Annotated in this window: 17 protein-coding genes; 14 read left to right on the forward strand and 3 right to left on the reverse strand. The window is 54.8% G+C overall.

The genetic code is table 11. The features are described 5' to 3' along the window. Positions 1 to 381: 381 nt before the first annotated feature. The 4 genes from QN359_RS14780 to QN359_RS14795 all read left to right on the forward strand — a co-directional run bounded on the left by QN359_RS14780 (position 382) and on the right by QN359_RS14795 (position 4,124). Positions 382 to 819: a pilin gene (locus QN359_RS14780; protein ID WP_322249508.1), complete on the forward strand. Its 438-nt coding sequence runs from the start codon at positions 382 to 384 to the stop codon at positions 817 to 819. Positions 820 to 1,044: 225 nt separating this feature from the next. After that, entirely contained in the window at positions 1,045 to 1,476 is a 432-nt protein-coding gene (locus tag QN359_RS14785; protein ID WP_416200208.1) for a pilin, read from the forward strand. Between the two features lie 146 nt (positions 1,477 to 1,622). Further along, on the forward strand, positions 1,623 to 2,378 hold the full coding sequence (gene tfpZ, locus QN359_RS14790; RefSeq protein WP_322249507.1) for a TfpX/TfpZ family type IV pilin accessory protein: 756 nt from the start codon (positions 1,623 to 1,625) through the stop codon (positions 2,376 to 2,378). Between the two features lie 6 nt (positions 2,379 to 2,384). Continuing rightward, the gene (locus QN359_RS14795) at positions 2,385 to 4,124 is read left to right on the forward strand and encodes a PglL family O-oligosaccharyltransferase (RefSeq protein WP_323493315.1); all 1,740 of its coding nucleotides are present in this window, start codon (positions 2,385 to 2,387) and stop codon (positions 4,122 to 4,124) included. 21 nt (positions 4,125 to 4,145) lie between these two features. Here the strand turns inward: QN359_RS14795 and moaC are convergent, their stop codons facing one another. Next, the gene (moaC, locus tag QN359_RS14800) at positions 4,146 to 4,649 is read right to left on the reverse strand and encodes a cyclic pyranopterin monophosphate synthase MoaC (RefSeq protein WP_322249505.1); all 504 of its coding nucleotides are present in this window, start codon (positions 4,647 to 4,649) and stop codon (positions 4,146 to 4,148) included. A 64-nt stretch (positions 4,650 to 4,713) separates the two neighbouring features. On the opposite strand from moaC, the gene QN359_RS14805 reads away from it, so the two are divergent. The 10 genes from QN359_RS14805 (at position 4,714) to QN359_RS14850 (ending at position 15,127) form a co-directional block, all read left to right on the forward strand. Further along, positions 4,714 to 6,297, forward strand: coding sequence for a M48 family metallopeptidase (locus QN359_RS14805; RefSeq protein WP_322249504.1), 1,584 nt, complete (start codon positions 4,714 to 4,716; stop codon positions 6,295 to 6,297). 45 nt (positions 6,298 to 6,342) lie between these two features. Further along, complete coding sequence (locus QN359_RS14810; protein ID WP_322249503.1) at positions 6,343 to 6,645, forward strand: hypothetical protein; 303 nt, start codon at positions 6,343 to 6,345, stop codon at positions 6,643 to 6,645. Between the two features lie 63 nt (positions 6,646 to 6,708). Next, positions 6,709 to 9,138 (forward strand): tetratricopeptide repeat protein, encoded by a 2,430-nt coding sequence (locus QN359_RS14815; RefSeq protein ID WP_322249502.1) that lies wholly within the window; start codon positions 6,709 to 6,711, stop codon positions 9,136 to 9,138. Further along, positions 9,135 to 10,256 (forward strand): DegT/DnrJ/EryC1/StrS family aminotransferase, encoded by a 1,122-nt coding sequence (locus tag QN359_RS14820; RefSeq protein ID WP_322249501.1) that lies wholly within the window; start codon positions 9,135 to 9,137, stop codon positions 10,254 to 10,256. Before QN359_RS14815 ends, QN359_RS14820 begins: the two co-directional genes overlap by 4 nt. A gap of 17 nt (positions 10,257 to 10,273) precedes the next feature. After that, complete coding sequence (locus QN359_RS14825; protein WP_322249500.1) at positions 10,274 to 11,305, forward strand: ketoacyl-ACP synthase III; 1,032 nt, start codon at positions 10,274 to 10,276, stop codon at positions 11,303 to 11,305. Positions 11,306 to 11,368: 63 nt separating this feature from the next. Next, positions 11,369 to 11,593: a phosphopantetheine-binding protein gene (locus tag QN359_RS14830; RefSeq protein ID WP_322249499.1), complete on the forward strand. Its 225-nt coding sequence runs from the start codon at positions 11,369 to 11,371 to the stop codon at positions 11,591 to 11,593. A gap of 29 nt (positions 11,594 to 11,622) precedes the next feature. Beyond that, complete coding sequence (locus QN359_RS14835) at positions 11,623 to 12,651, forward strand: ketoacyl-ACP synthase III (RefSeq protein WP_322249498.1); 1,029 nt, start codon at positions 11,623 to 11,625, stop codon at positions 12,649 to 12,651. Between the two features lie 19 nt (positions 12,652 to 12,670). Further along, positions 12,671 to 13,429 (forward strand): SDR family oxidoreductase, encoded by a 759-nt coding sequence (locus QN359_RS14840; protein WP_322249497.1) that lies wholly within the window; start codon positions 12,671 to 12,673, stop codon positions 13,427 to 13,429. A 4-nt stretch (positions 13,430 to 13,433) separates the two neighbouring features. After that, positions 13,434 to 14,075 carry an acetyltransferase gene (locus QN359_RS14845; protein ID WP_322249496.1) on the forward strand — a complete coding sequence of 214 codons (642 nt, stop codon included), beginning with the start codon at positions 13,434 to 13,436 and terminating at the stop codon, positions 14,073 to 14,075. Next, positions 14,072 to 15,127 carry an aromatic ring-hydroxylating oxygenase subunit alpha gene (locus QN359_RS14850; RefSeq protein ID WP_322249495.1) on the forward strand — a complete coding sequence of 352 codons (1,056 nt, stop codon included), beginning with the start codon at positions 14,072 to 14,074 and terminating at the stop codon, positions 15,125 to 15,127. Before QN359_RS14845 ends, QN359_RS14850 begins: the two co-directional genes overlap by 4 nt. On the opposite strand, the gene QN359_RS14855 is transcribed toward QN359_RS14850, so the two are convergent. Then, entirely contained in the window at positions 15,105 to 15,692 is a 588-nt protein-coding gene (locus tag QN359_RS14855) for a DUF2946 family protein (RefSeq protein WP_322249494.1), read from the reverse strand. The two genes, QN359_RS14850 and QN359_RS14855, sit on opposite strands and share 23 nt — an antisense overlap. Next, positions 15,692 to 16,648, reverse strand: a complete 957-nt coding sequence (locus QN359_RS14860) for a YheT family hydrolase (RefSeq protein ID WP_322249493.1) — start codon at positions 16,646 to 16,648, stop codon at positions 15,692 to 15,694. Before QN359_RS14860 ends, QN359_RS14855 begins: the two co-directional genes overlap by 1 nt. Positions 16,649 to 16,659: the final 11 nt, after the last annotated feature.

Raw genomic sequence — 16,659 nt, forward strand, 5'->3', positions numbered from 1 at the left:
GCGCAGGAATGACGTGGCCACCAGTCAGGGTAATGATACCGACTCACTACCCTTTTGCGACAGCCTCTTTTGGCCGGAGAGCGACGAAGGAGCGACGCGATGGAAGGGAATGCAAACCCCTTCCAGAGTCTTTTCCATCGTCGCTTGCGACGATCCATTAAGTTGTTCAAAAGAACTACATTTTTCTCGGCCGCGGCTATTTCGGACGCGGGCGGCTGACGAAAATTGTCATTGCGTTGACGCATATTGTTAATTTTTCGGACGGTGAATCGCCTTGATTGCGTGCAAACGGGCAAAACAGCCTTGTTTCTAGATGGCATGTTGTTTGCTTCTAAGCATATGTGGTTTGCCCATTTATTGTTTACCTTCCGGAGAGTTCAAATGAAATCGATGAATATGATGAAAAAAGTACAGCAAGGCTTCACCCTGATCGAATTGATGATTGTTGTTGCAATTATCGGTATCTTGGCTGCGGTTGCTTTGCCTGCGTACCAAGATTACACAGTGCGCGCCCGCGTTGCTGAGGTGTTGGGCTTGATGGAAGGCTTCAAGCCTACGGTCGTTGAAAACTTGTCTAACAACAATGGTTCGGGCGCTGGTACTTGTACTGGTATTTCTGGTGTGACAACAGCGACAGTCAATACTTCCTCAGTTACTTGTGTTGATACAACAGGCGTTCTGACAGGTGTCGGTACATCGAAAGCTAACAATGTGTCGTTGTCGCTGACTCCATCATACTCGGCTGGTGCGCCAGTCACTTGGGCTTGTACTACAGCAGCAGCGAATTTCCGTTTCGTTCCTTCGGAATGCCGTCATTAATTTGAGCGTCACTGTTTGATGAAGCCCCCCCCGCAATGGCGGGGTTTTTTTATTCGACTGTGCTTGCTTTCAGCACAGTGCCCGGCCTGTCGATGTTGAAAAGCTATGGAAGGGGTTGGTATTCCCTATTCCCTCATCAGGTTTGAATTCCCCCGGCTTCAACTCAGGGTATTCAAGCTCCACACCGCCCCACAGGACGGGGTTTCAAACCAAAGTGAGTTAGCGATGAATAGGATGAAAAAACTACAGCAAGGCTTCACGCTGATTGAATTGATGATCGTTGTCGCGATTATCGGTATCTTGGCCGCGGTTGCTTTGCCTGCCTACCAAGATTACACCGTCCGCGCCCGCATTGCTGAGGTATTGGGTTTGATGGAAGGCTTTAAGCCGACTATCGTGGAAAACTTGTCCAACAACAATGGTTCCGGTGCCGGTACTTGCAGTGGTGTTCTCGGTGTGACAACGGCGACAGTCAATACGTCGTCGATTACTTGCGTTGATGCAACTGGTGTACTGACAGGTGTCGGTACTACGAAAGCTAACGGTGTGAGCTTGTCCTTGACGCCACGATATTCAACTGGCGGCCCAGTGACTTGGGCTTGTACTACCGCAGCAGCAGCGAACTACCGTTTCGTTCCTTCGGAATGCCGTCATTAATTTGAGCGTCGCTGTTGGATGAAAACCCCGCCGGCAAGGTCGGGGTTTTTTTTGCTGTTGCGTTGGCTTTCGGTACAGTGCCTGAGCAAGTTCGACGGGTTTATCGCTATAATTGTCGCATCGCCATTTTTTGATCGTTTGCGCTCATGAAAAAGCCAAATAACCGCTTTTTTGCTGCCTTTTACCATCTTTTACTTTCCGCATTGCTTATCGGCAGCGTCGCCACGATCATACTGTTGGTCTGGTATCCGTGGCCCTTCAGCCAGATCTCAGGCGGGCTGCATTTGCTCGCCTTGGTCGCCAGTGTCGACATCGTGCTTGGCCCTTTGCTGACGCTGGTGATCTACGATATTCGCAAGCCGCAACGCCAACTGCGGCGCGATATATTGTTGATACTGTTAATACAATGTGCTGGTTTGGCGTATGGCTTGGTGTCGGTGTATTTGGCGCGGCCGGTGGTGGTAGCCTTCGATGGCTTGCAATTTAAAACCGTGGCGGCAGTCGATGTGGCTGAGGCGGAGTTAGCGCAAGCTTTAGCGCCATTTCAAGCTTTGCCTTTGAATGGTCCGCGTTTTGTCGGTCTGCGTGCGGCCAGTAATGCAGAAAAATTTGATGTCTTTGCCCAGGCTTTGGCGGGGCGAGACAGCAGTGCGCGGCCGCTGTTTTGGCAAAGCTATGCTGCCAGCAAAACGGCAGTGCTGGCGGCCGCCAAGCCCTTGAGCAGCTTGTACCAAAAGTATCCCGATTCGCGCGCTGAAATCGCGCGCGCCATTACCGCCAGCGGTCGGGCGTCAGCACAGTTGGTATATTTGCCCATCGTCGCCAAAGATGGCAGTTGGACCGTCCTGCTTGACGCCGACAGCGCCATGCCCTTGGCCTATGTTGAGAAAGATGGTTTTTAATTTCCTATGTTGAGTTGTCCTCCTCTTGCCCCCGCGCTTAGTCTCAAGCGCTCGGCCTTGTACTGGCCTTTGCTCGCTTGTGGCTTGGCTTTGATGGTCGCGTTTCTGCTGCCGTATCATATCCACCCATTGCGGGTGTTTTATCACGATGCCGCCGCCGTGATCGGGCTTTTATTGTGCTTGGCAGGCTTGATGCGCGTAGCGACGCCGCGACTGCGCTTGCCCGGCGTTGCGCTGGCACCGTTGGCCGTGATGGCGCTCATTCTGTTGCAATACGCGCTGGGTTTGATACCGATCGCGGCCGATATCGTCTTACCGCTGATGTATCTGTTGCTCTGCGCAGTGGCCTTGTGTGTCGGTGCTCAACTGACAGTCGAGCACGAGCAAGCGGTGTGCCTGTTACTGGCGCCGGTATTTCTGCTGGCCGGCAGTATCTCGGTGTGTATGCAATATACGCAAATGCTGGGCGTGACGGCGGCACCGTGGGTGATGAGCATGGCGCATTCGAGTCAGATCAATCTGCGCCCGTATGCCAATGTGGCACAACCGAATCAACTGGCCTTGTTATTGTGTTTTGCCTTGGCTGGGCTGGCATTTTTGTTTGAGCAAGCGCGTGTCGGGCGGCGTGCCGCAGTGGCGCTGGTCTTGCTGCTTTTGAGTGGTTTGGTGCTCACGCAGTCGCGCATAGGCTGGATCATCGTGCCAGCCTTCGCCGCCTGTTTGTGGCGGCCTGTCGCCGGGCAGCGGCGCTGTTCCGTTCTGACTTTGGCAGCCTTGTGTTTGTTCTATGGACTGTTGGTGACGCTCTTGCCGCTAATCAATCAGCTCGCCGGTTTAGCCGGTGGCTCGGTGACCGAACACATAGGAGGGCGCTCGGAGCGACTGAGTTTGTGGGGACAGGCTTGGCACATCGCGGCGGCCCATCCCTGGCTTGGGGCCGGCTGGTTCGGTTTCGGCACCGAACAAGTCAAAGTTGCGGCCGACCTGATGACGGGTACGTATGCCGAACATGCGCATAATCTGATTTTGAATCTGGCGGCCGAACTCGGCTGGCCGGCGGCGGCACTGCTCTGCGCGGCCTTGGTCTATTGGTTGCGTCAAACCTGTTTCTCTGCGCCGCTGTCGGCGGGCGCGCGCATGGCCCTGATGTGTCTGGTCGCGGCGCTGGTACACAGCATGGTGGAATTTCCGCTGTGGTACGCCTACGTGCTGATTCCGGTGGCGCTGCTGATGGGCATGCTGCATCAGCGCCGCTGGCCCAGTCGTGGCCGACGCGTAGCAACTTGCTGGGTGCATGCTGCGGTGGCCTTGGCCTGCTTGGTCTTGGTTGGCGTATGCTGGGATTACCAACGCGTGGTCGCTGGGTTTCGCGTCTTGCGCTGGGATGCCAGCCCGGCTGGCATCAGCAACCCGGCGTTGGTGGCACCGCGGTATACCCTGTTTCCACAATATTTTGCTTACTTCAAGTTGATGCAAATGCCGCTGCATGCCGACATGGCGGCGGCCGATATCGCTTATTTTGAGTATTGGACACCGCGTTTCGGCTTTGTCCACATCCTCAATAAATTAGCCGAGGTGTATGTCTTGAATGGGCAGCCGCAGGCCGCGTTGCGCATGATGCAAACCTTGCAGCGGCTGCATCCGGATGCCTATCCTGAATATTTTGATTATTGGCGCGCGCAGGCGCGGGTTGATACCCGCTATGCCGTGGTGTTACATGGCATGCCACTACGCAGCGCACCCTGAGGGCCGGGCCCAGGCTACGACTCAGTCGATCAAACTGACCCAGTGGCCCGATTTGCCACCTTGTTTTTCGACTACCCGGATATCGCTCATGACCATGCCGCGGTCGACCGCTTTGCACATGTCGTAGATGGTCAACAAGCCGATCTGGACGGCAGTCAGCGCTTCCATTTCCACCCCGGTCTTGCCGACGGTTTCAACTTGGGCCTGGCAATCGATGGCCGCGTTGTCGACGTCTACCGTAAATTCCACCGTGACGCGTGTCAGTGCCAGCGGATGACACAAGGGAATCAGGTCGCTGGTGCGTTTGGCTGCCATGATGGCGGCGATGCGGGCGATGCCGAGCACGTCGCCTTTTTTGGCATTGCCAGCGCTGATGATTTCCAAGGTCGCCGGCAGCATGCGTATGCGTCCGGCGGCGCGGGCAATCCGATGGCTGTCGGGCTTTTCGGCGACATCGACCATATGGGCTTGACCAGTTTGGTCGAAGTGGCTCAGTTGTGGGCTTGGGGCTGGCTCGCTACTCATGGTGTCCTACTCTGTTTATTCGAAAAATTCGGGATATTCCGCCGTAATCGGGCATCATAGCATTATGAAATTGAAAAACCGCTGTTTCTCTCGCTTGTTCACTCCTCTGTTGTCTCGACTGCTGCCACGCAGCGTCGCCGCCGCGCGTTGTCTCACCTTGGTTTGGTCTTGTGGCGCGGCTGCCGTGCTGCTGCCAATTTCGACGGGCGGACAAAATTTACCTACCTTGGGCGACAGCTCGCGCGAAGATTTGTCGCCGCTGATGGAGCGTCGTCTTGGTGAGCAAATTATGAATGCCGTTCGGCGTGATCCCGACTATATTGATGACGGCCCCGTATCGGAATACTTGAATCGGCTCGGTAATGTATTGCTGGCGGCACGCCCCGATGCCCGCGGTGAAAATAATATTGAATTCGAATTTTTTGCCGTGCGTGATCCGGTATTGAATGCCTTTGCCTTTCCGGGTGGCTTCATCGGCATGCATACGGCCTTGATTTTAGCCGCGCAATCGGAGTCGGAACTGGCTTCTGTCATGGGGCATGAAATCGGCCACGTCGCGCAGCGGCATATCGCGCGCATGCTGAGCAGTCAAAAATTCGATTCCTTGATTCCACTGGCCGCCTTGGCCTTGGCCGTACTGGCCGCGCGCACTAATCCCGATGCGGCGATCGCGGTTGCCGCTGGTGGTCAGGGCTTGGCGATTCAGCATCAGTTGAACTTCAGTCGTGATGCCGAACGCGAAGCCGATCGCATCGGCTTCCAAATTTTGCGCGATGCCGGGTTTGATACCGCTGGGATGGTGACATTTTTTGGCCGTTTGCAGGCATCGATGCGTAATTACACCGATAATGCGCCGGCGTATTTGCGCAGCCATCCGCTGACCAGTGAGCGGATCGCCGATATTCAGGCGCGCATGCTCGATCAACGCTATCGCCAGCGCGCCGATGGTTTGGAATTTTTTTTGATGAAGGCGCGCGTGCGTGTGCTGCAGGACGCGAGCGTACAAGGCTTGAGGGATGCCAAGGCATTTTTTGAGGCGCAGTTGAAATCGCGCTTGGCAGAAGATCAAATTGCCGCCAACTATGGCTTGGCATTTGTTGCATTTAAACAAAAAAATTACGTCTCGGCACATAAATTGCTGGAACAAAGCCAAGAACGTATTCAGCAAGCCCCACAGCAGCAGTATATTTTGACGCTCAGCAGTGCGCTGGCGTATTTATCAATTGACATCTTGATAAGCGAGCAGCACTATGATGCGGCCGTCGATGCCGCGGCCAAAGCCATGCGTGACTTGCCGTTGGCGCGCGATATCGTGTATCAATATGCCGATGCGTTGCTGTTGGCTAAGCGTTACGAGGAAGCTGGCGCGTTTTTGCGCGATCAGCTCAGTATGTATCGCAGCGAGGCGCGCCTGCAGCGTGGTTTGGCTAAAGTGTATGCGGCACAGAATAAGCTGGCGGCGCAGCATCTTGCTCTGGCCGAAGCCCATGCGCTCGAGGCCAATTGGAGCTTGGCCTTGCTACAGCTCGATCTGGCGCGCCGTCAAAGCGATGCGCAGTATTATGAGTTGGCGGTGATCGATGCGCGCGAACGCGAATGGAAAGAGCAGCATAAAGAAGAATTGGCAGAAGAAAAAAAACGTAAATAGCAGCGACAACGCTACAGTTAACAGCGCTCATCAGGAGTCAGGGATATGGTATTTAGTTGGTTAAACGCAACAAAAGCAAAACAATTCGGCATCAGCTTGGCGGATTTTTATTTGGAACGCTCGAAAGTCGATGCGCAGGCCAAGAGCAGTAAATTTGTCGAGAAAAAGCAACGTGAGTTGCTGGGCAAGGTACTGCAACAGGTGGTCCAATTCAAGGCCAGTGAAAAACTCAATGTGTATAAGAAAGCCCAACTGGGGAATGTTTTCAAATGGCGTTTGTTGGAAGCTGGGCATGATCGTTTGCACGCTGACGAACTGACCCGGTGGTTGATGCATAATTTAAAATGATGACGGCAGCATGCTGCTGCCTCAACAAGGTGCTGAGCGCCGTTCTAATACATGGGAAAACTGATGGGTATATTTGAACGTTTGTTTGCCGGAAAAAAAGCGCCGCCAGCTGTACCGGTGGCAGCTCTTGCGCCCGTCGTATTGACGGCAGAGGCGCAGGCAATCAGCCTGATCGAGCAGGGTAATGATGCCGAAGACCGCGGCGAATTGGCGCAGGCATTGACCTACTATACCGCCGCCGTCGAGCATAGTCCCGCATTCGCACGTGCCCATTTGAATCTGGGGAATGGCTTACTCAAGCTGTCGGGTTACGACGAGGCCTTGGCGGCCTATGCGCGGGCGATAGAACTCAATCCGAGTTCGGCCTCGGCGTTTTTTAACAGTGGCAATGCGCTCTACAAGTCTGGCCGCGCTACCGAAGCTTTGATACCGTACCGACAAGCGATCGCTTTGAAAGCCGATTTTGCCGATGCCTATATCGCGTGCGGTAATGTATATAACGATGCTGAACAATATGAGGCGGCGGTAGCACAGTTTCGCTTGGCGCTGAGCGTGCGTCCTGATCAGCCACAGACCTATCATAATTTAGGCCTCGCTTTGTTGGGTCTGACTTTGCCAGAGCAGGCGCAAGAAGCGTTTGCACAAGCGATACAGATCGATCCAGGCTATTCGGCAGCGCATATCTGCTTGGGTTCGATCTTGCGCGAGCAAGGTCACAGCGAGCAGGCCAAACAGCATTACCAGTCGGCAGTTCAATTCAATCATGATGACGCGGAACAGCTCAATGTCGTCGGTCAGGAATTGCATGAAATGCAGTTCTATGATGTGGCAATTCTGGCTTTTCGCAAGGCCCTCAAGCTCAAGCCCGAATTTGCCGAGGCGATGAATAATATGGCCAATTCGCTGGCCGTGCATGGTAGTTTGGATGATGCCATTCAAACCTATCGCGACGCCATCCAGGCGCAGCCTTTGTTGGCACCGTCGCACAGTAATCTTGGCATGGCTTTATATAAGCAGGGCCGGTTTGCCGAGTCGATAGTCTGCCATCGCCGAGCGATAGAATTGGCCCCGGAATTTTATGCCGCTTACAATAATATGGCTTTGAGTTTGAAAGATATCGGCTTGTTGGAAGAGGCGATCGACAGTTACAAGAAAGCCGTGGAACTGAGCCCGACATTCAATATCGCCTACAGCAATTACCTGTTCACCTTGCTGCATAGTGAACGAATGAATGCGCAAGAAATTTTTGCCGAACATCAGACCTTTGGTTTGCAATTTGAATCGCCCTTGTTGCCGCAACAAAAGCCGCACGCTAACAGCCGAGATCCTGAGCGTATTTTGCACATCGGTTTTGTGTCCGCGGATTTGATTAATCATGCCGTGGTTTCTTTCATCGAACCGATTTTTCATTATCTGGCAAAGCATTCCAGTGTGGTCGTGCATATTTACGATAATTCTGTGGTCGAAGACGGGATCAGCAAACGCATGCGTTCGTATGCGCGCCATTGGAACCGTATCGGCACCGTCACGGATGAGCATCTGGCGAAAAAAATCCGCGCCGATAAAATCGATATTCTGATCGACTTGTCTGGCCATACCGCGCGCAATCGTCTCTTGACCTTCGCTCGCAAACCGGCACCGGTACAATTGAGCTGGGTCGGGTATCCGGGTTCTACCGGTATGCAAAGCATCGATTACTTCGTCGGTGATGCTTACTTTTTGCCGCCCGTTGAGGCGGAAAAACAATTCGTCGAAAAAATCATTCGCTTACCCGCCACCACGACCTTTCAATTTTTAAAGCAAGGCCCGGCGGTCAATACTTTGCCAGCCTTGAGTAATGGTTACATTACGTTCGGCAGTTTCAATCGCATCGATAAAATCAGCCGTGAGGTGATTCGTTTGTGGGCGAAATTATTGCTACTGGTTCCGGACTCAAATATGGTCATGGGGGCGATGCCGGCCTCGGATCAGTATGAAAATGAAAAATTGCTGGCTTGGTTTGCCGAGGAAGGAATCGGTGGCGAACGCCTGTGTTTCCTCAAACGCAGTAACCTGACGACGTATTTGGAACAGCACCATGATATCGATGTTTGTCTCGATACCTTCCCCTACACGGGCGGCACCACCACCAATAATGCGCTGTGCATGGGTGTACCGACACTGACCTTGGTCGGCGCACATCCGAGCACGCGTCAGGGTATCGCCAATCTTTCACATGTCGGTTTGGCCGAGCTGTTTGCGGCCAACGATGAGGCGACGTTCTTAGCGAAAGGTCAGGCGATTGCCGCTGATATCACGCAATTGGCTGAGATTCGTGCCAATTTACGCGCGCGCTTTTTCGGCGCGGCCGTGTCTGATCCTGAGCTCGTTGCCGGGGCCTTTGACCATGCTTTACGGGTGGCATGGCAGCGCTGGTGCGCGCAGACCCCGACGGCTTCATTTGAAGTGGTCCGGCGCGATGGTAGCTTCACTTTATTGGCAGACGCAGCATGAGCGCCGAGCTCGGTCCTGAACCGATTTATGTGACGCGGCCGGTGCTGCCGCCGCTGGAAGAGTTGCTGCCTTATTTGGAAAAAATCTGGCACAGCCGAGTACTGACCAATGGCGGCCCTTATCACCAGGAACTTGAGAGCGCTTTATGCGCCTACCTCGGGGTAAAATATATTTCTTTATTCACCAATGCCACGCTGGCCTTGGTGACGGCGCTGCAAGCTTTGAATATCAAAGGAGAAGTGATCACCACGCCGTATTCATTCGTGGCGACTTCTCATTCTTTGCTTTGGAATGGTGTCGAGCCGGTGTTCGTCGATATTGATCCGCATACCCTCAATCTCGATCCGGCGCGCATCGAAGCGGCCATTACTGCGCGCACCACGGCGATCATGCCGGTGCATTGCTATGGCCAGGCTTGTGATGTCGAGGCGATTCGCGCGATCGCGGCGCGTCATGGGCTCAAAGTCATTTACGATGCGGCGCATGCGTTTTCGGTGCGTGATGAGGGCGGCAGCGTGCTCAGGCATGGCGATTTATCGATCCTGAGCTTTCATGCGACCAAGGTATTCAACACCTTTGAAGGCGGGGCGATTATTTGTCCGGACCAAGCAAGCAAAACGCATATTGATCATCTCAAAAATTTCGGCTTTCTCGACGAAGTCAGCATCGCCGCCGCCGGCATCAATGGCAAGATGAGCGAATTCAATGCCGCACTCGGTCTGTTGCAACTCAAGTATGTTGATCAAGCGATTGCTGCGCGTGGCAGTATCGATGCGATTTATCGGGTCAGACTGGCCGAGGTCAAGGGGATAGCTTGTTTGCCCTGCAGTGCCCTGACCAGCGCGAATTATTCGTATTTTCCCATTTTGGTGGGGGATGATTATCCGCTCAGCCGCGACGCCTTATATGAAGCACTCAAGCGCGAGAATATTCATCCGCGCCGCTATTTTCACCCCTTGATTTCAGAATTTGCGATGTATGCGCAGTTGCCCTCAGCGGCTGCGGCCAATCTGCCGGTATCGACGCGCGCTTCACAACAAGTGTTGTGCCTGCCGATTTACCCCGATCTGGAACCTGCTGCAATGGACCGTATCATCAAGGTGATTACTCGCCAATGAGCATGAGGCCAAACGACATGTTGATGTCCGCAAAAATTTCAGCCATAGAATACCATTTGCCTGCTGCCGTGCTCAGCAACGAGGTGCTGGCAGATACTTTTCCGGAATGGTCGGCGGAAAAAATTTTTGATAAAACCGGCATTGTGCAACGACACCTGGCCGCTGCGGAGGAGACGGCGCTTGATCTGGCCGTCGCCGCGGCGGAAAAATTGTTTTCGGCCGATCCGGCGCAGCGAGAGCAAATCGATTTTTTATTGTTTTGCACCCAGACGCCTGATTATCTGCTGCCGACCAGCGCTTGCGTGATTCATCAACGCTTGCAATTGAACTCGGCTTGCGCTGCGCTCGATATCAATCTGGGCTGCTCCGGCTTTGTCTACGGATTGTCGTTAGCCAGAGCGCTGATTGTTTCCGGTGAGGCGCGCCGCGTCTTGCTGTTGACGGGTGATACCTACAGCAAACTGATTCATCCGCTCGATCGCAGTGTCCGGGTGCTGTTCGGCGACGCCGCGGCAGCGACGCTGATTGTGGCCGAGCCGACGCTGGCCTCAGCACTGCCGCCGTCCGGCCCTTTTGTGCTCGGTACCGATGGCAGTGGTGCGAGTAATTTGATGGTACCTGCCGGGGCCGCGCGCACGCCGCGTTCGGCCGCCACGGCCGCGCCTTACAGCGACAGTTCTGGCAATGTGCGCAGTGCCGAACAATTGTTTATGGATGGTCCGGAAATTCTCAGCTTCACGCTCAGTGCCGTGCCCAAGGTGGTGGCGCAGGTATTACAGAAAGCTGGGAAAACGCTGGATCAGATCGATCATGTGGTGTTTCATCAAGCGAACGGTTTTATTCTTGAAGCCTTGCGAAAGAAGATCAAGATACCGCGCGAGAAGTTTATAATTGAATTCGACAGTGTCGGCAATACCGTCTCTTCGTCGATACCGATTGCGCTGAAACGCGCCAAAGACAAGGGCCAGCTGCAGTCCGGCGAGGTGCTGCTGTTGGTTGGCTTTGGGGTGGGCTACTCGTGGGGTGCCGGCATCGTGACGATGTTTTGAGCGCGCAGCTTGATTAATTGTTCTACCCGATTTACCGCTGACATAGCGAACAGAGGAAATACCATGCAAGAATTTTTTGAAGGAATGGCGGAGATCTTGGAGATCGATGTCGCACAAGTCAACCCGGCACTCGAGCTCGCAAGCTATGCTTGGGATTCCTTGGCAGTGGTGTCGTGCATGGCCTTGGTGGATGATGTCTACAATGTCATGCTCGATGGTCAGGCCTTGGCGAAGTGCGAAAAATTGTCTGATATTTTGCTTTTGGTCGAAGCGGCCGGGAAGTCTTGAGCATGAGCGGCGCGATGTCAGCGGCCGGTATGAATACGGCAATCGCACAGATGGCGATACGCGGCATGGTCAGTGCCGTCCCTGCTCTGTGCATCAGTAATGCCGCCTTCGAGCCGCAATTCGGTGCCGCGGCGGTGGCCGATATCGCTAAAATGACCGGCGTGCAGTCGCGTCGTCACACCAACTCGCAGCAAACCGCGGCCGACTTGTGTCAGGCCGCAGCCAACACGCTGCTCGACGAACTGGGCTGGGAACGTCAGAGTGTCGATGCGGTGATCTTTATTTCGCAAACGCCCGACTACCGGCTGCCTGCCAGTGCCTGTCAATTGCAGCATCAATTGGGACTGCGTCCATCGTGCGCCGCCTTTGATGTCAATCTTGGTTGTTCCGGCTACGTCTATGGCTTGTGGTTGGCCGGTAAATTACTCGATGGTGTAGCTCTGCGTCGGGTCTTGCTGTTGGTGGGCGATACCATCAGCAAGATTGTCAATCCAGCCGATCGTGCCACGGCTTTATTGTTCGGCGACGCCGGTTCGGCGACGGCGCTGGAATTCGATGCCGCCGCACCGATGAGCCATTTTGTCCTTGGCAGCGATGGTGCCGGCGCGCGGAATTTAATCATTCCTCAGGGCGGTGCCCGCGCTTACCTCGATGACGATGCGCGCTTGGCCGCGGCCGACCCGCGCTGCTTGTATATGGATGGCGCCGAAGTATTTAACTTTACGCTTAGCCATGTCGCACCCTTAGTCACGCAGTTGCTGGCGTTTGCCGGCGTCAGCAAGGAGGCGGTGGATCTGTTTGCTTTTCATCAGGCTAATAGTTTCATGCTCCGGCATATTATTAAAAAACTCAAACTCGATCCGCTCAAAGCACCACTCAATATGGAGCGCTACGGGAATACTTCCTGCGCCTCTATCCCACTGCTCATCACCGATGCGGCTACCGCCTGTCGCTGGGATGGGCAAGTGGCCATGATTGGTTTTGGTGTCGGCTATTCTTGGGCGGCGGCCTTGCTGAACTTGGGCAGTATGCAAGTCAATGCGCTGATAGAAATTTAAAAAGCAGAAATGTAAAATCATGATTTTCCAAAAAGATTGTTTGGCTGGACGGCGAATTCTGGTGACCGGGGCCTCGTCTGGTATCGGCCGCGCCACGGCGGTGTTATTGTCGCAGTGCGGTGCGCAAATCATTGCGGTCGGCCGCGATGCCGCGCGTCTGCAGGAAAGCATGCAGCAACTCGAGGGCGCGGGGCATGTCGCGCAAGTGCTCGATCTCAACGGCGATGATGCCATCGTCGAGTGTTTGCAGCAATTGACTCAGAGTGGTGCCTTGCACGGGATTTTTCACGCAGCCGGGGTGAGTGCCGTGCGTCCGGTAAAGTTAAGCAAAGCGAAAAATTTCGATGAAGTTTTCGCCTCCAGCGCCAGAAGTGCGCTGGCCTTGGCGCGCGCCGCTTCTTTGCGCGGCGTAATGGTCGATGCTGGTGCCATGGTGTTGATGTCCTCGGTAGCTGGCCAGCGCGGCCAGTTCGGCATGAGTGTGTATGCCGCCGCCAAGGCGGCGGTCGATGGCATGACGCGGGCACTGGCGGTGGAGTTTGCGCCTCGTGGTATTCGCGTCAACAGCATTGTCGCCGGCGCGGTGGCTACGGAAATGCATGCGCGTTTGACGCAGTCGCTGAGTGAGGCTTCGGTGCAGGAATACCATGACAAGCACTTACTTGGTTTTGGTGCCGCAGCCGATATTGCGCAAGTTGCAGGCTTTCTGTTTTCCGATGGTGCGCGCTGGGTCACGGGTGCCAGTTGGCTGGTTGATGGCGGTTACATGGCGCGATGAGACAATGACAGAGCAAAAAAATATTGTGGTAGTCGGGGCCGGTGGTTTGGCCCGCGAAATCCTTGGTTTCCTGCAGCCGCAGATCGATGCCGGCCAATTGCATATCGTCGGTTTCATCGACGACACCATGCTGCCGATGGTCAGTTTACGTACCGCCTGCCCGTATCCGGTATTGGGTACGATCCGTGACTATCAGCCTGCTGCTGAGGTGTATTTGTTATTGGCGATTGCCGATCCAGCGGCCAAGTTACGCATTGCGGCTGAATTGGAAGAAAAGGGCGCACAGTTTCTCAGCGTGGTGCATCCGAACGCGGTGCTGGCCGCCACGGCCAAGTTGGGTAAAGGCGTGGTGGTGCATCCGTTCTGTTTCATTTCAGCCGATGCCACATTGGGCGACTTCGTGCTGCTCAATTGTCATTCCAGTGTCGGTCATGATGTGCAGGTCGGTGCTGGCAGTACGATTTGTGCCCACGTCGATTTGACTGGTCATGTGCAGATCGGTCGCGGCGTGTTCGTCGGTTCGCATGCCAGTGTGCTGCCCTCGGTGGTAGTCGGCGATTTTGCTAAAATTGGTGCCGGCGCTACCGTGGTGCGCCGGGTGCGCGAGCACAGTACGGTCTACACCATGCCGGCGAGGACTTTATGATCAGCGATCGACGTTTGCAACGTGAATTCTGGCATTTGCTGTGCCATCGTAGCGAGCTGCCGGAACAGGGCCAGTTCATCAAACTGAACTGGCTCAATGAAGAGCTGTGTATTTTCAATGACCATGGCGATTTGCTGGTGTTTGATAATTTGTGTCCGCATCGCGGCACGCGGTTTTTTACTGAGCAGCAAGGGCGTGGACGGCTCAGTTGCTCGTATCATGGTTGGAGCTATAGCCAAGGGCAATTACATATTCCGTGCCGCGAGAAATTTGCGGCCGGCGAGCTTGATGGCGCCCATCTCAATACCCTTCGAACCGAATGGTGTGGTGATTTTTTATTTGCTGCCTTTGCGCCACGTAGCGATCTCGATACCCAACTCGGCGAGGTGTTCATGCAGCTCGCCTCGATTTCCATGTGTATCGATGGCGCGGCAGATTTCAATGCCTATCCGTATCAGTGCAATTGGAAGTTGGCGATAGAAAATGCCCAGGATTCATTGCATATTCCCTTCGTGCATCCGCACACTCTGGGCCGCTTGGCGCTGGAAGAAACTGCCAACGTTTACCATGGCATCAATTCTCTGGCGTATTTTAAAATTACCGATGCCAGTGCCGATAAGAAATTACGTTCGATCAAACGCATGTTTGATATCAGCGAACAGCATGAAGGTTACATGAGCATTTATTTGTTCCCGTTTACCATGCTGACCTCGACTTACGGCTATTCGTATTCGCTGCAAAATTTTTTCCCGTCCGAGCAAGAGAATAAAACCTTTTTTTACAGCCGCTTGCTCAAGGCTTGTTTGAAAAAGTCGTATCCACCGGCCGCCATGGCACATTTTTTTGATTCATCGGCCAAAGTGAATCGCCAGGTATTCGAGGAAGACCACGAGATTTGTAAAAAAATCGCGCCCCACTTTTATGATGTCAGCAGTACGCGGTTTTTATCGGTGGAGGAAGAAAAAATTGCACACTTCAGAAAAACCTTGCAAGCAGTCGATGCGCTCAGCGCGACCGACGGTTCGCCGGTCACGGCTGCGGCTGCGCAATAAATCCGCACTCTTGCATGCACGCTGACAGGCTCGCTAGTTTCAAGGGCAGGCGCGCGCTGCCGATTTGTAGTTCGGCGTTCGCACTGACTGTACCGGCCAGCCACGCCAACAACGTCTCATCATCGACCGCCTGAGCATCTATTCGTATCCATGCCATCACCTCGGCCAAATCGCGGTCATCAATGAGCGCGAGAATCTCGCCGCTGTGCAGCAGGATCTGGCCTTCGGCAGTGATCCATGCCTGCTGCGGCGCGGGCATGCTCGCGCCGGTGTGCAGCGTCAAGCCGGCCGCGCCGGTGCGGGCGATATAGGGGGTGGCGGCCAGATCGACGTAGACGCGCTGCGGGCCATTTTGAAAATACCAGGCACCGTGCTCGTCATGCAGGTAATTGCGTATGATGAATTGCAAGAGACCGCTGTGGCGAATGATGTCACCGGGCAGATTCAGGTCTTGGCAGCGCTGATCGCGCATGCGCCACTGGCCGCGCGCGTCGAGGCCGAGCCAGCCGTGACAGTGCGGTACATCGGGCCATTTGGCGATGGCCGCCAGAACGAGTTTATCCATTACAAGACCTGATCAAAAAAATGCAGCATTTTAGCGGGTAGCCAAGCCAGATTGCCGGGCCAACTGCCGGCGGCGAAGCCGACATGTCCGCCGTGCTGCGGGTACTCAAGCTGCACGCAGGGGGCTGCGGTTTGTGGTAAGTAACGGCCGGGTAAGAAAGGATCGTTTTGCGCATTGAGCACCAAGGTGGGCAGCCGAATTTGCTCGAGGATGTGGCAGGCGCTGGCACGCAGCCAGTAATCATCGGTATCGCGGTAGCCATGCAGCGGCGCAGTGACGACATTATCGAACTCATACAAATTACTGGCCGCGAGCATGCGCGCGCGTGAAAATAAGCCGGGAAATTGTTCCAGCTTTTGCAGGCATTTCGGTTTTAAGGTGTTGAGGAACATGCGCGTGTAAATGCGGTTGAAACCGCTGGACAGCGCCGCACCGCCACGTGCCAGATCGAGTGGCGCCGAGATCGCACAGGCAGCCGTGGCGATGCAAGCCGCGTGTTGCGATTCGCCTAACCAGCGCAGTAAGGCATTGCCACCGAGGGAAACCCCGGCCAGCAGTAGCGCCGCGTGTGGATGGGCGGCGCGATGTTGTGCCTGCAGACGACGCACGATCCAGTCGATTTCGGTGGCGTCGCCGGAATGATAAAAGCGCGGCGCACGATTGAGTTCGCCCGAGCAGCCGCGGAAATGCGGTACCGCACCGTACCAACCGCGTGCCTGCAGCGCCGCCATGCAGGCGCGCGCATAATGGCTGGCGCTTGAACCTTCGAGGCCGTGAAACAGTACCACCAGTGGCTGGCCGGGCTGGCCATCGAGAAAATCGACATCGATGAAATCGTGGTCGGGAGTGTCCCAGCGCTCGCGCCGCAAGCTTGGCGTTGGCGGCGCTATACCCAGCGCCGGGTAAATGGTTTGTAAGTGCCCACCTGGCAGCCAGCGTGGCGAAACATAATTCATCGTCGGCCCGG

It is taken from the genome of Undibacterium sp. 5I2 (genome assembly GCF_035019605.1).
GTDB lineage: Bacteria > Pseudomonadota > Gammaproteobacteria > Burkholderiales > Burkholderiaceae_D > Undibacterium.